Source organism: Paenibacillus sp. FSL R7-0273 (assembly GCF_000758625.1).
Lineage (GTDB): Bacteria > Bacillota > Bacilli > Paenibacillales > Paenibacillaceae > Paenibacillus_AQ.
The window spans coordinates 5,987,181-6,000,806 of the sequence record NZ_CP009283.1; the positions used below are offsets into that span (position 1 = coordinate 5,987,181).

12 protein-coding genes are annotated in these 13,626 nt (G+C 56.4%); all 12 read right to left on the reverse strand.

What is annotated here, in order from left to right:
• Positions 1 to 37: 37 nt before the first annotated feature.
• Positions 38 to 757, reverse strand: coding sequence for a glycosyltransferase (locus tag R70723_RS25725; protein ID WP_039876724.1), 720 nt, complete (start codon positions 755 to 757; stop codon positions 38 to 40).
• Entirely contained in the window at positions 754 to 1,716 is a 963-nt protein-coding gene (locus R70723_RS25730; RefSeq protein WP_039876728.1) for an NAD-dependent epimerase/dehydratase family protein, read from the reverse strand. Before R70723_RS25730 ends, R70723_RS25725 begins: the two co-directional genes overlap by 4 nt.
• Entirely contained in the window at positions 1,713 to 2,552 is an 840-nt protein-coding gene (locus R70723_RS25735; RefSeq protein ID WP_039876732.1) for a dTDP-4-dehydrorhamnose reductase family protein, read from the reverse strand. Before R70723_RS25735 ends, R70723_RS25730 begins: the two co-directional genes overlap by 4 nt.
• Positions 2,549 to 3,535 (reverse strand): polysaccharide biosynthesis protein, encoded by a 987-nt coding sequence (locus tag R70723_RS25740; RefSeq protein WP_039876734.1) that lies wholly within the window; start codon positions 3,533 to 3,535, stop codon positions 2,549 to 2,551. The genes R70723_RS25735 and R70723_RS25740 overlap by 4 nt, the downstream gene beginning before the upstream one ends.
• Complete coding sequence (gene wecB, locus R70723_RS25745) at positions 3,528 to 4,619, reverse strand: non-hydrolyzing UDP-N-acetylglucosamine 2-epimerase (protein ID WP_039876736.1); 1,092 nt, start codon at positions 4,617 to 4,619, stop codon at positions 3,528 to 3,530. Before wecB ends, R70723_RS25740 begins: the two co-directional genes overlap by 8 nt.
• Positions 4,620 to 4,875: 256 nt before the next feature.
• Complete coding sequence (locus R70723_RS31705; RefSeq protein ID WP_047171230.1) at positions 4,876 to 6,351, reverse strand: glycosyltransferase family 4 protein; 1,476 nt, start codon at positions 6,349 to 6,351, stop codon at positions 4,876 to 4,878.
• A 304-nt stretch (positions 6,352 to 6,655) separates the two neighbouring features.
• The gene (locus tag R70723_RS25755) at positions 6,656 to 7,792 is read right to left on the reverse strand and encodes a CgeB family protein (RefSeq protein ID WP_081957493.1); all 1,137 of its coding nucleotides are present in this window, start codon (positions 7,790 to 7,792) and stop codon (positions 6,656 to 6,658) included.
• A 29-nt stretch (positions 7,793 to 7,821) separates the two neighbouring features.
• Entirely contained in the window at positions 7,822 to 8,919 is a 1,098-nt protein-coding gene (locus tag R70723_RS25760) for a CgeB family protein (protein ID WP_372238268.1), read from the reverse strand.
• A gap of 458 nt (positions 8,920 to 9,377) precedes the next feature.
• Positions 9,378 to 9,740, reverse strand: coding sequence for a hypothetical protein (locus R70723_RS25765; protein WP_039876737.1), 363 nt, complete (start codon positions 9,738 to 9,740; stop codon positions 9,378 to 9,380).
• A 132-nt stretch (positions 9,741 to 9,872) separates the two neighbouring features.
• Positions 9,873 to 10,046, reverse strand: a complete 174-nt coding sequence (locus tag R70723_RS33075) for an aspartyl-phosphate phosphatase Spo0E family protein (protein ID WP_076418523.1) — start codon at positions 10,044 to 10,046, stop codon at positions 9,873 to 9,875.
• Positions 10,047 to 10,136: 90 nt separating this feature from the next.
• A complete protein-coding gene (wsfD, locus tag R70723_RS25770; protein ID WP_047171232.1) occupies positions 10,137 to 11,573 on the reverse strand; it encodes a glycan biosynthesis hexose transferase WsfD in 1,437 nt (478 codons plus the stop codon).
• An 8-nt stretch (positions 11,574 to 11,581) separates the two neighbouring features.
• Positions 11,582 to 13,486 carry an LTA synthase family protein gene (locus R70723_RS25775; RefSeq protein WP_047171233.1) on the reverse strand — a complete coding sequence of 635 codons (1,905 nt, stop codon included), beginning with the start codon at positions 13,484 to 13,486 and terminating at the stop codon, positions 11,582 to 11,584.
• Between the last annotated feature and the right edge of the window lie 140 nt (positions 13,487 to 13,626).

The window sequence follows — 13,626 nt, forward strand, 5'->3', positions numbered from 1 at the left end:
TTCTCCCCCAAAAATGATCTTGCGGCCGCTGCGCGGCTCAGCCGCCCATGGAGGCAATCAGCCCGCGCAGCATGCCGTTATAGCGGGCATTGGTCGCTGCAGCCTCTGCCATGATGACATCATAATGCTTCAGGGTCCCCATTCCGCTGTGCCGCCGGTAGGCGGTTAAGGACTGATTCAGCATGACCGGCGGATAGCCGCTCAGGATGGCTCTGTACCACAGGTCATAGTCATGTGTATAGGGCAGGGATTCATTGAACAAGCCGATCGCTCCGAACACATCACGCCTGAACATTACGGTGCAGCCGTTAATGGGATTGCCGTGCAGGAAGCAGCGCAGATATTCAAGCTGGTTCGGGAAGACCGGAGAAGCGTTCATCTCCGTTAGCTGGGACTCCCCGTTGATGTAGTGGAAGTTGGTATAGCTGATCAGCAGGCCGTTCTGCTCCATGAACAGCACCTGGTTGTTTATTTTGTCATGGTAAAACATATCATCTGAGCTCAGCCAGGCCACATAATCGCCGGTAGCATGCAGAATCGCGTGGTTCAGCGCAGAGGCGGTTCCCCCGTTGGCTTTACCCAGATAGTGAATTTTGTGCAGATATGGGGCAATCCGGTCCGTGTGAACATAGGAGCCGTCATCGACTACGATAATCTCATAGGGCTGCCAGGATTGGGATAAGGCGCTTTGCAGCGCCTGCTCAATGTAAGGGCAATTATAGAACGGGATAATGACCGAAACCTTCGGACGATTCATGATAACCTTCCTTCCCTGCCGGAGCGGCAATAATCCACAATCTCTTGCAGTGAGCGCTCAAGGCTGATTTCCGGCTTCCAGCCGAGTGCGGCAGCATTCTCCACTGCTTCGTCTGCAGCATCCGGTTGCGCAGCCCCGGACGGTTCCGGCGCTTGCCCGGGGGCATCCGGTCCCCAGTCCATCGGCACCGGAGCCTTCGCATGCACCAGCAGCTTCGCGGAAATATCGCCCAGCGTCCGCTGTGTTCCAGAATCAATCCGGTAGACGGTACCTTCCGTCCCGCTGAGGAGAATGTAATCGTAAGCCCGCACGGCATCGCGCACATCCAGGAAGTCGCGCAGCGCATGCCGTGATGACAGCCGGAAGGCCGGCGGCGCCTCAGCTCCGCTGGCCGCCGCAGCCTCGCTGCGCACAGTATGCTGTGCCAGCAGGGTGCAGAAGCCGGTGGAGGGGCCGGGGCCGATCAGGTTACAGGGCTCTGCCAGCAGCACCGGCTGCTTGAACAGGGTCCCCCAGGCAAGGGACACCAGCTCCTCCAGCGTTTTGCTGAGGCTGTAGGGATGAGGCGGACCGGCGGCGGTTCCCGGACGGTACTTCAGCCGGGAGCCCGCAACCAGAATCCGCCCTGCCGGCCGCGCACGGAGTGCCTCCAGCAGATACAGCGTCGCCATCACGTTGGTCTCCATGTAGAGCAGCGGGTCCCGCCATGATTCCGGGACGGAGTTGCGGCCTGCCAGATGAAGGACCTCATCCGGCCCGGCCTCCGCAACCATGGCCGCTACAGCCCTGCGGTCGCTCAGATCGCAGACCTGCTGCTTCACTCCTTCAGGCCAGAACCCGGCTGCTGCCGGACGGCGCACCACAGCGGTAACCTCTGCTCCGGCGGCATGAAAGTAACGGACGGCATGCGCTCCGGTAAAGCCTGCAGCTCCGGTTATCAGCAGCCTCCGCGCCTTCATGTGTACATCGCTGACTGGTTCATCCAGTCAGCAAGTTCCTTGAGCATTACAGAATATGCAGGAAGTTCAAAATGAACATCGGCTCTTGTACTCACCAGAGTCCGGTCCTGGACATGCGCGGATTCTGGAATAATCTCGACATCCTCTTTACCGAAGGCCTGCTGCATATGACGCAGCAGCTCGTATTTGCTGAGCGGCTGCGGGTGGGCCAGATGAATCAGGCCGGACACCGGTGAAGCCAGCATCTGTTCTACCGCCTTGGCCAGCTCCAGTGTCGTGACCCCGTTCCACATCACCCGCTCGTAGCCGGAGACCGGCCCCTTCTGGGCCAGGAACCATTCCATCAGCCCGATGCCGCCGCTGCGGATTTCCGGACCGATAATGGAGGTGCGGATGGTCAGATGGCCGGGGGCACGGACTTCGCCGAGGCTTTTGGTGATGGCGTAGACCGAGGTGCCGTCAGCTGCATCCTCCTCCGTATAACCGCCGCGCGTTCCCTCGAACACGCAGTCGGTGCTGATATGAATCAGCCGGGCTCCGGCGTTATCTGCAGCCCGGCGCAGCCGGTGCGGCAGAAATCCGTTCACATGATAGGCCGTAACCCGGTCACGCTCGGCAAAATGATTAAGGACACCCATTGCATTGATAATGCAATGGGGTGATACAATGTCAACCAGCTTCTCAACGCCGGCAATATCGTCGGCATCGACATACAGCCCGCCAAGATCACTCTTATCCCGGGTTGTATGGAAGACATGATGTGTGCCCTGGCGGCGAAAATACGCCGCCAGCATATGACCCGCCATACCGTTTCCGCCGAGGATAAGCAGCTTCATTGCAGAAAACCTCCCCGGATCAGGATGTCCTTGATCTCCTCCTGATCCATCAGGTTATTCTCCGAGCTGAAGCTGTTGAACGAGACATGCGGATAGCTCTTGTAATGGGCCTTCAGCTCCGGCATATCCAGCGTCGGGAGAATGACCAGGTACTGCTCATCGTAGACAACGGTGGTCAGGCTTTCGAAATCACTCATCAGAATTTCGTGGATTTTCTCCCCGGGCCGGATGCCTGCTTCTATGATGCTGACATCGGTTCTCCCGGAGGCCTCGATCAGCACCTCAGCCAGATCAACAATCTTGCAGGTCGGCATGGTCATGACGAAAATTTCGCCGCCGAGGCTGACCTCAGAAGCCTTGAACAGCAGGGTAATCGCATCGCGCAGGGTGAAGAAGAAGCGGGTCATATTCATATCGGTAATGCGGACCTGACCTTTATCCTTAATCTGCTTCATGAATAGATGGACGACACTGCCGTTCGTTCCCAGTACATTGCCGCCGCGCACCGTTACGAACCGGGTGCGTGAGCCGAGCAGGTTGGCGTAGACGAACAGCTTTTCGCCGATAGCCTTGGTCATGCCGTAGAAGTTGGACGGATTGGCTGCTTTGTCGGTGGAGATGTAGATCGCTTTTTCCACATTGTTGGCGATGGCTGCCTCAATGACGTTCTGGGTACCGACCACATTGGTCTTCAGCGCTTCATACGGCTGATCCTCGCAGACCGGAACATGCTTCAGCGCAGCCAGATGGAACACATAATCCACACCGCGGCAGGCGGCGACCAGCGCTTCCTTGTCACGGATGTCCCCGATTACAAAGCTTAGGCGGTTATCCTCAAATTCGCGGCTCATTGCCACCTGTGCAGACTCACTGCGGGAGAAGACGATAATCTCCTTGGGATTTTGCGGCAGCAGCTGCCGGATAAGCTCATGCCCCCAGGAACCGGTGCCGCCGGTGACCATAATCCGTTTATTATTAAACATGCAGGTTCCCTCCAAGCAAAAATTTAACTACCTTAGCCGAGACATCCGGGGTCAAATAGCCCTCCGGTGCCTCCCATTCCTGATTCAGCGACGTCATCAGCCGGACACTGCGCAGAATGCTGTTCTGCTCCACTCCCGACACTACATTGCTTCCGCAATCCACCGTCTCCGGACGTTCTGTCGTCCGGCGGATCGTTACGGTCGGCACTCCCATCAGGCAGCATTCCTCCTGGACGGTCCCGCTGTCGGTGATCGCACAGAGGGCATGCTGCTCCAGATGGACGAAATCGAAAAATCCGAAGGGCTCATGGAATTCCACCAGCGGGTTCATCTCAAGCTGGAACTGCTCCGTCAGCTTGGAACGGGTGCGGGGATGAATGCTGCAGATCAGGCGGAGGCCAAACTGCTCAGCCACCAGGTTCAATCCTGACATGATCTGCACCAGCGACTGCGGATCATCCACATTCTCGGCCCGGTGGGCTGTAACAAGGAAGTACTGCCCGGAGGTCAGTTCCAGGCGGGATAAAATATCACTGCTGCTGATCTGTGCCTGGTAGTGCGTAATCACCTCATGAATCGGGTTGCCGGTGAGCACGATACGCTGGCTCGGGAAGCCCTCGCTGACCAGATGGCGTTTGCTCTGCTGCGTATATGGCATATTAATGGTGGAAACCGCGTCGATGACACGGCGGTTTTTCTCTTCGGGCACTTTCAGGTCATAGCAGCGGTTGCCCGCCTCCATATGGACAACCGGAATGCCCATCCGCTCGGCGAGAATGGCGCACAGCGCACTGTTCGTATCACCAAGCAGCAGCACCCGGTCCGGCTGCTCCTTCAGCAGGATGCCTTCCAGGCTGCCGAACATGGCAGCCATCTGGCCGCCCAGCCCGGCCTGCTTATCCTGCAGCACATAGTCCGGTGCCCGCAGTCCAAGCTCTGCAAAGAACACTCCGCTGAGGCTGGCCGTGAAATTCTGGCCGGTATGCACCAGCACATGCCGGTCCGCATGCTTATCCAGCAGCGCTATGATCACGCTTAGGCGGATTATTTCGGGCCGTGTGCCCAAAATCGTCATGATCTTCATGGGTTCACTCCCTTTGATGTTGACCCTGCCTGTGGGTATAGGGCAGGGTGGTTTTAGGGTCTGAGCAGGGTCCGCTCGCTAAAGGCCCGCCAGTGGCGGCGCGCCCCGCGAAAGGCAAGGCCTGCTAGGTGCGGTGCGCCTCGCAAAAGGCAAAACCTGCGGGGGCGCTGCTACCCGCGAAAAGCCGGCACGCGAGTGGCGGCGCGCCTCGCGAAAGGCAAAGCCCGCAGGTGGCGCTGCGCCACCCGCACAAAACCTAGCGGCTGCGCCTGCGCCGCCCGGCCTTCCCGCCGCGGTGCCTGCGCCCGCGGCTGCTCTTCCGGTGCGCGCTGCCGCCCGCGCGCCGCTTGCGGCCCGGGCGCTTGCCGCGGCGCGCCCGGGTCCTGGCGCGGCTCAGCCTGCCGCGCCGGAGCTTTGCGCGCCGCAACCGTGCTGCGCGGCGCGCCTTGGCCTTCGGCGGGGCTGTGCGCGCCGCCGGTTCGCCTCCGCCCGGTGCCGGCGGCACGGGCGTGGCTTGAGAGGCGCCGCCGGGCTCGGGCGGCGCCAGGCAGTAGCGGAGCTGCCAGCGCTCCGCGAGGCCGAGCAGGCGCGCGCGGTAAGCCGCCGGCCCGTAGACGGCGTCGATGCGCTCGCGCGCCTGGCTGCCGGTGGCGGCGGCAAGGCCCGGCTCCGCCAGCAGGCCGTTCACGCGTGCGGCGAGCGCACCGATGTCCGCTGCCGGGGCGAGCAGGCCGCTGCAGCCTGCGGCCTGCAGCACCTCACACAGGCCGCCGGAGTCATAGGCGACAACCGGCTTGCCAAAAGCCATGCCTTCGAGCGCAGTCATGCCGAAGCCCTCCCGGATCAGGCTGGGAACCACCAGCAGATCCATTGCACAATAGGCAGAGGGCAGAGAATCCTCGTAGCCGTAGAATTTGAAGCGGGAGGTCAGCCCCTCCAGCTTTACCTTACGGACACAGCGCTCGTAGTAGCTTTTGTCCCCGGGAGTACCGATGACCACGTACTTCGCTTCCGGATGCTGCTCACTGACCAGAACGGCCATTTTCACAAAATGCTCCAGACCTTTTTCTTTATTAATGAAGGAAGAAATATAGCCGATCAGCAGCTCGCCAGGGGCAATCCGCAGCTCCCGCCGCCGTTCGCTGCGCAGGGTGCTCCAGGCCGCCATCAGCAGCTCCTGGTCATTCCAGGAGGGCGGAAGCTGCGTTATCTTGCTGTCGCGGATCTCCTGCGGGAAGCACGACGCCGCCGTATGGGAGATCGCGAGGATCTCATCGCTGTTCCTGTGGATCAGCTCCACACTGATTCCGGTGTATTCGTTATCCGTAATCGTCTCCGAAATCTTCCACACTACCGGAATGCCAAGCGACTTGGCTGCCAGCGCCGGCAGGACATGCACGCAGGTGCTCGAAATAATGAACGCCGGCCGGAGCGCGGCAAGCCAGTCTTTCAGCTCCAGGTATTCCCGGCCCTCCTGGAATTTGCGGATATCCGCCTCAAGTCCGGCATAAGGGGTATACATCCCGTAGACCAGCGGAATCGGGATGATCTGCACATTCAGGCCGGACCTGCGGGCCTGCTGGGTCAGCTTGCCGTCTTGGGGTGCTACAAGGATGCAATTGAAGTAACCGGACAGCTCGCGGGCGAAGAACAGCAGCAGCTTCTCTGCACCGGTAATGCTGCGTGTATTGGACACGTGGGAAAAAAGGACGATTGTAGCTTTGTCGGCCATGGTGTTTCGGCGCTCCCTGGCGAGGGGCCTCGAGCAGCCATTCACCTCCTTCAAAGTTTTACGAAGCATTGGCTGCAGAGCTTTTCTTCGCGTAAAACTTGCTTCGGAAGCATCCGCTTAGTTTTACGAAGCGGCAGCTACAGAGCACTTCTTCACAGTAAAACTCGCTTCGGAAGCATCCGCTCAGTTTTTAACTTGCTGCCCGCTGCAGGGCGGGTGCCAAGGTCCAGTACTCAGTATATTGAGGGGGAACAGATGCCGGCACGACACCTGTCCCCCGGTAAACGCACATTTTTACAGGCGGCTATCCGTAGATGACAGTCAGCAGCTGATGCAGGCGTCTGGTGTAGGTGTGATCCTTCAGCGTCCGCTCAAAAGCGCGCAGAGCCATATCCCGGCGCTCCTCCTCATGAGTCAGGTAATAACGGATTTTATCCATCATCTCCTGCGGGCTTGAGAAGGTGTCGATCTCCTCGCCCACCTTGTAGAAGGTGCCCATATCATCTCTGGCATCGCTCAGCTGCAGGGTACCTGCGGCGGCAATTTCGAAGGTGCGCGGGTTCGGTGAGGCGGCCGGAATCAGCAGCGCATTGTTGTTGTCTTTTTCATCCACATGGGCACGGTGCAGGTTAATAACTATCTTGGAGCCGCTGTAGGTAACCGACGTTTCCTGCGGAGACATCCACTTGCCGATCTCAATCCGGTCCCCGTAGAGCGGGGCTTCCGGCAGGCGGTCCCACCAGATGCCGTTAATAACGGTGTTGTAGCTCATCAGCTCAGGCATAATGTCCCGGAAAAAATTGATCCGGTTCCAGTAAGCCGACCCGATAAAGCTGACATCGCGCTGGATCGGCGAACGGCCGAGCGTCGGACGGTAATGCTCCCGGTGCGCGGCAAACGGCAGGTAATGCACCTCAGGGCAGCCCAGTCCGCGGTATACCTCCACGCAATTGCGCTCCAGGGTGAATACGTAGTCGTAATGGGCAACGATTTTCATCGTAAAATCGGTGTAATACGGGTCATCTGTCAGCCAGATTGCCGTCTTGATGCCTCTGCCCCGCAGCATAGAAATCTGCTCCAGCGGCAGCTCCATCCCGTCCAGCACCAGCACGAGATCCGGCCGCTGCGCTGCCGCAAGCTCTGCCAGGTTCTGCCGCACATCCGATACCGTAACCTGGGTAGCCAGTCTCTGAAGAGCGAAAAGCACGGCATCATCCAGCGGGGAATACGGGTAGCCCTTGCCGGAGGCCACATACAAAATATGAAGATTCCGTACCGGAATCGGCTCCTCCGGGCGGCCGTCCAGAATGGCGAGCCGTCCCCGCAGGTAGCCTTCGTCATAGCCGGTCTTGAAGCCGGTTAAGCGTCCGCGCAGCTTCTCTTCCTCCGCCGGTGTCCGAGGCAGTGGCGGCGCGGGCATGATAAATTGGTGGTTATTCATGAGTAATCGCTCCTTCATCCCTTTGAATTTCACATTTGTGAAGTAAGAACATTGAGCAGCTGAGGCAATCTTGCCGTAAAGGTGTGGTGGCGCAGAGTCGTCTGCAGTCCCCGCAGCGCGAATTTCCGCCGCTCGTGCTCATGCTTCAGGTAATAATCGATTTTGCGCTTCAGCTCTTCGGCCGAGGCAAAGGTCTCCAGATCGTGGCCCGGACGGTAGTAGCTGCCCAGATCCTCGCGGATATCCGTCAGCTGCATCGTTCCGCAGGCGCTGATCTCATAGGTACGGGGATTAATGGAGCGAGACGGCAGCTGAAAGGTGTTGCGGTTATCCAGTCCGCCTTCCCACGGCCGGTGAATGTTGATGACCAGCTTCGCCCCGCTGTAGTAATTGGCGGTTTCCTCCGGAGGAATAAAGCCGCTTCTGATAAAAGGCGACAACTCCTCGAACTGGCTAAGCCGTTCCCAGAAGCCTCCGGCGATCAGCACCTTTTTCCCTTTCAGGTAAGGCGCCAGCTCATCAAACAGCGCGGTGCGGTTGCGGAACGCATTGCCGATGAACACAATATCGAACTGATGCTGCGGCCCGGTCCGGCGCGGATAGAACATCTGCGGATTAACGCAGAGCGGAAGATAATGGACAGAGCCTGCTCCGAGTGAGCGGTAGAACTCAACACAGCCCAGCTCGTGGGTGAACACATGGTCATAGTGCAGACAGATGACTGAGGTATCCTCGGTAAAATAGGGGTCATCCGCAAACCAGATTGCTGTAGCGATGCCCATTTTTCTAATCTCATCGATTTGCTCCAGGTGGTTCTCGGGAAATACATGCAGCCCGTTCATGACCAGCACAGCCCCCGGCTTCTCGCGTGCCGCAACCTCCAGCATCGTATCCGGACTTGCGAGAACGAGTTCGCTGACAAGCAGCCGGAGCGCTTCTGTGATGCCTGTATCTATCGCTTCGAACCCCTGGGGGACATACATCAGCTTAAAAGGCCGGCATGCCTCCACCTCCGGAGAATTCAGGCGCTTCACAGCTTCACATAAGCCGAGACGATATCCCTCCTGATAGCCGTCCCGGTAATCCCGCGGACGCGTTCTTCTCTTTTTTGCTTTCACGGCTTTCACCCTGCCCCGTCATATTCTCAAGACAGTAGTACTATATGCGGAGTCAGCATCCGCCTCATGGACAGATGCCATGCCCGGCAATAAATTGGCAGATGCCCGCTGTCATTCACCCGGGTGGCCCGAACCTTTACCGATTCCTTCCACTCCCGCCGGGCGTTGCCGCCAACACAAAAAGAGCGCCCCAGGCAGCCATACAGCCGCCGGAGCACTCTTACAGGAACTATGGAAACAGAAACTTAGCTATGTGGATTTTATATCTGAATCTGGTTGAGCGAAATAAGTTGATTTAAGCCACCTAATTCCTCACCAAGCAACGTATTTGAGTAACTAAGTTGATAAAGGTAACTTAATTTCTCCCATTTCGCTTTAAAAGGCGTATACCGCCCCTTTAAGTGACGTTTTTCCAACTAATGATCAAAAATCATGATAAAACATGGAATTAAGTGACAAAAAACAACCTAGTTTTCTTCCGGCAGCCCACATCCTTTCGATTCAAAGACACTTTTGCCTCTCTTTTCGCCCACTAGCCCACTTCCGCCCGAACCAAAGGCATTATTGCCTCTCATTTCGCCCATCAGCCCACTTTCCGCCGAATCAAAGGCAATTTTGCCTCTCATTTCGCCCATTAGCCCAATTTTCCCTGATTCAAAGGCACTTTTGCCTCTCTTTTCGCCCATCCGCCCACTCCCCGCCGAATCAAAGGCATTTTTGCCTCTCATTTCGCCCATCTGCCCACTTTCCCCCGATTCAAAGGCACTTTTGCCTCTCATTTCGCCCATCTGCCCACTTCCGACCGAACCAAAGGCACTTTTGCCCCTCATCCCACCCGCTCCCCTCTATTCTCCTCCCGACATAGCAGACAAGCGAAATAATCCTCCCCCATCCACAAAAAAAAGACATCCAGACGGCCAGGCCGTCCAAATGTCCAAAATATACAATGCTGTTCTTTTATACTAATAGGGCATGTCATCCTTATCGGTAAGGCAACCGGTATATTCATTCAACAGTGCATCCAGCTTCACGGACTGGCGGAGGACTCTTATATCCTGCACCCCATATTCAAGCGCCAGCCTGTTCAGTTCCTGCCTTGCCTGCTCAATTCTGTCTCTGTGTTCATCATTCCCCATAGCGGCCCCCTTACTCAGATGAGGCTGTAAGCCATTTGTTAATCTTTTACTCCAGTTCCAAACACATTGTATTCGATTATGAACCTAGGGTCAATTCCCCAAAGTCCCATTCTTGCGCCCCAAAAATCCTGCAGCAATACGCACAATTCCGCCCAATATGACTATGGCCATCATATCAAAGCTTACATTGAACATGAATAAATGCTTGCCTATGTCCGCACGCCCGTCCCCGAGAATCGGCACCAGAAAGGAGAACAGCCCGATCAGGCCCAGCAGCATGAGCAGCTCTCCGGCAACGCGTTCACGGCGTTCTTTTGCACGGAAATAATGAAACAGCACCCCTGCATAATAGACCAGATAGAACAGAACAAGGAACCAGAGGGAGTCCGGCAGCTTCCGGTTTTTAAACTCGCTCCACCCGCTGTATGTATAGGCCACTGCCCCTGCCGGATTGCCCAGGCTTTTTTCATAGCTTCCGAGATAATAGGGACGGATGGACATGCTGTTCTGCGCCGCATACTCCATATTATCTATCAGCCGGGACGGATGCTTCAAATAGAAGAAGAGCACATCCTTATGCGAGATCCGGTCATAAAAATCCGGCGTCAGCGAAGGATCATCCTGCTTGATCGCCGTGTCCCCCTGAAAATAATTCGTTCCCGCCAGCACCTCCAGCCGCTCCGGCAGCCCGAGATCGCGCAGATCCCCGCGCACATCCGGAGACTCGTTCAGAATCCCGAAGAAGACGGTCTGGTACAGGTTAATATGCTTCAGCTCCTTGGGAGCCGTTACGTAGAGGACGACCGATACGAGCGCCACTGCTACAGCGAACCGCCGGGCCAGCTTCCGGAAGCCCCCCTCCCCTTTCAGAGAGCCCATCCGCCAAAAAATCAGCATAAACGCAAGGCCCACGGGCGCGTTCTGGATTTTGGAGCAGACGAGAAACAGCACGGCAATAAAGAACAGGGTCAGCCCCCTGGTGGTCGGATTGTCCTGCATCGCCAGCCTTAGGCCCAGCACAAAGGTCAGCAGCATGAACACCATCGAGACCGGCTCGCCGAACAGCGAGTTAAAATAGGCCAGATAGCCGATATCATAAAAAACAAACAGCAGACCCGCCCCGAGCACCAGCCCCATAACAGCAGAATGCTTAGCCCCGAGCTTTACGGTCAGCCAGGTCGCAGCAAGCAGCAGCACGGCATACACCGCCCCCAGGACGCGGATATCGAAATAACTGCCGTGCACCAGTCCGGCCAGCAGCCGAGGCACAAGCACCAGCAGAATCTGGGAGGAAGGATAGAAGCCCCTGAACAGATTGTCATAAGCAAACTGGGAATGGCTGAAGCTGAAAAAGCGGTCGGCGTAGCTCTCCGCAGCATCATAATAATTAAGGCCGACCGTATTCATCATGCGCAAAAAATCGCCATTATCGGCCACCCCGACAAACGGCTGCAAAAACAGCAGATACAGAATCAGTCCGCCTCCGGCCAGAGTGACCAGAACTTGCGGTTTGAGTAATCTTTTCATAACGCCTCCTAACGCTGCGGCAGCAGCTTCACATATTCATCAGACAGCTTCATCAGCTGCAGGATATAGTTATAATCACTCTCATACTTGCTGTAGTCTGCTACAGGCTCAAATGTTTGAAGCGACACAGCTTCGCCGTCAGCAAAGCTTTTGCCCGGAACAAACATAATCTCATCGTTAAAAAAAGAGCCGGAAGGCATATAATACCGCATCCCGATCACATTGCGGTCAATATTGAGCAGGTCATGCCCGAAGGCTGTGAAGCCTTCCGCTTTCAGATCAAGGCCGAGCAGATTGGCTACGGTCGGGAGAATATCAAGCTGCCCTCCGACACGCGTTACCGTCCTGCCCTCAGTCATTCCCGGCACATGCACAATCAGCGGAATATTGAACCGGCTAATCCGCGGGTGATACGAAATACCCAGCGCTTCCCCGACCTGCTCCGGCTGGACATCCTGCGGCTGGAGGCCAAAATGGTCACCGTACAGCACAAGCACCGTGTCCTCCCACAACCCCTGCTGCTTAAGCCCTTCAATCAGTGTGCCTACCGCATAGTCGGTGTAATTGATTGCTGTCAGATAATCTCCCAGCATGGTGCCTTCCAGCGTATCCGGCATAGTAATCTTCTTGAAGCTGTCAGGAATCTTGAACGGATGATGGCTCGAGGCGGTCACAAGCTGGGCATAAAGCGGTGTTCCCTTCTTCTGCAGCTGTGCCAGCTCTTTTACAGCGGTAATATACAGCTGCTCATCCGAGGCGCCGAATGAATTGAAATGGTCATTGACGAAATCACCCTTGTCATAGTACCCGTTAAAGCCCAGTGCCGGATACAGCTCATTGCGGTTCCAGAAGCCAACCTTGTTCACATGGAAGGTATAAGCTTCATACCCCTTAGTCTGCAGCAGACGCGGCAGACTGGGCAGCTCACGGTCACCGAAGCCGGTGGACATCGCCAGCGTACCGATCGGGTAGATTGAGGTGTTGCTCATAAACTCGGCGTCCGAAGTATTGCCCGGGCCGATCTGCTGGAACACCCGCGGAAAATAAAAGCCCTCACCTGCCAGTTTATTCAGTACCGGCGTCAGCTCCTGACCGTCCAGTGTCTGATGCAGCGGAAAGCTCTGGAACGCCTCCAGCTGGATGACGATGACATTTTTGCCCTTTTGTGAGCCAAAATAGTCCGGTACTGTACCAGCAGGCTTGCTGCTATAGGGATAGGATGCTTCCAGCGTGCTCACTTTGGCAACCGTTTCATTAATATCGCCAGTGCCGATCAGCCCGTTATCCTCCTGCGCCTTGAGCAGCGCCACCACCTCATAGTTCAGGAACCCGGCGCTTTCCGCCTGTACCAGCTCGTTCGTGATGCTGCCTGCCGCATGCACTGAATAAGCGGACAGCGAGCCTCCGCCAATAATCGCTACCAAAAGAACAACGAGCTGGATTCTGGAAGCGGGACGTGTACCGCCGCTGTAGCTACGGCTCCGGTAAGCCGGTCCCTGCTGCCATCTGCGCACCCCTGCATAGACAGCCGCAATTGCAAGGTCAGCAAAGAACAGGTAATCCACCGGCTGAATCGTCGATTCCACACTTTCTTTAACCTGGAACACCTGGTTTAACTCATATAAGGCCAGATAGGTCGGAACCGATCCGAAATGGTTAAAATACACGCTTGCCGCAAACAGCAGCAGCGACAGGATAACATTAAAGCTCCAGTAAGCCCCTGTTTTCATCCGCAGCGGCAGCAGTATAGTCAGGACCCCCATAATCAGCAGCACCGGCGCAAGGTCCATGGCAATCCATTCCCAGGCGATCCGTTCAAAAAACAGCACCCGCAGCAGCAGCAGCTTCATCCAGACCAGTCCTGCGACTACGTAGAACTGCACCGGCAGAAGTCCGGTATTTTTTTTGTACATAATAATCCCTCTTACTTCCATACCAAATTTCTGTTAACTAAATTCCACTTTTTTGTAAAAGTTCAGATTTATCTAGTATAGCAATTGTTGTTTTGTTACGCAAAAAAAGACGCAGCCTGCTGCAGGCCTGCATCTTTTCT

What these genes read in the sequence shown, in the direction of transcription:
- R70723_RS33075 (WP_076418523.1), bottom strand. Translation starts at nt 10,046, where the DNA reads ATGGGGAATGATGAACACAGAGACAGAATTGAGCAGGCAAGGCAGGAA.
- R70723_RS25765 (WP_039876737.1), bottom strand. Translation starts at nt 9,740, where the DNA reads ATGAGGGGCAAAAGTGCCTTTGGTTCGGTCGGAAGTGGGCAGATGGGC.
- wsfD (WP_047171232.1), bottom strand. Translation starts at nt 11,573, where the DNA reads ATGAAAAGATTACTCAAACCGCAAGTTCTGGTCACTCTGGCCGGAGGC.
- R70723_RS25775 (WP_047171233.1), bottom strand. Translation starts at nt 13,486, where the DNA reads ATGTACAAAAAAAATACCGGACTTCTGCCGGTGCAGTTCTACGTAGTC.
- R70723_RS25725 (WP_039876724.1), bottom strand. Translation starts at nt 757, where the DNA reads ATGAATCGTCCGAAGGTTTCGGTCATTATCCCGTTCTATAATTGCCCT.
- R70723_RS25740 (WP_039876734.1), bottom strand. Translation starts at nt 3,535, where the DNA reads ATGTTTAATAATAAACGGATTATGGTCACCGGCGGCACCGGTTCCTGG.
- R70723_RS31705 (WP_047171230.1), bottom strand. Translation starts at nt 6,351, where the DNA reads ATGGCCGACAAAGCTACAATCGTCCTTTTTTCCCACGTGTCCAATACA.
- R70723_RS25730 (WP_039876728.1), bottom strand. Translation starts at nt 1,716, where the DNA reads ATGAAGGCGCGGAGGCTGCTGATAACCGGAGCTGCAGGCTTTACCGGA.
- wecB (WP_039876736.1), bottom strand. Translation starts at nt 4,619, where the DNA reads ATGAAGATCATGACGATTTTGGGCACACGGCCCGAAATAATCCGCCTA.
- R70723_RS25755 (WP_081957493.1), bottom strand. Translation starts at nt 7,792, where the DNA reads ATGAATAACCACCAATTTATCATGCCCGCGCCGCCACTGCCTCGGACA.
- R70723_RS25735 (WP_039876732.1), bottom strand. Translation starts at nt 2,552, where the DNA reads ATGAAGCTGCTTATCCTCGGCGGAAACGGTATGGCGGGTCATATGCTG.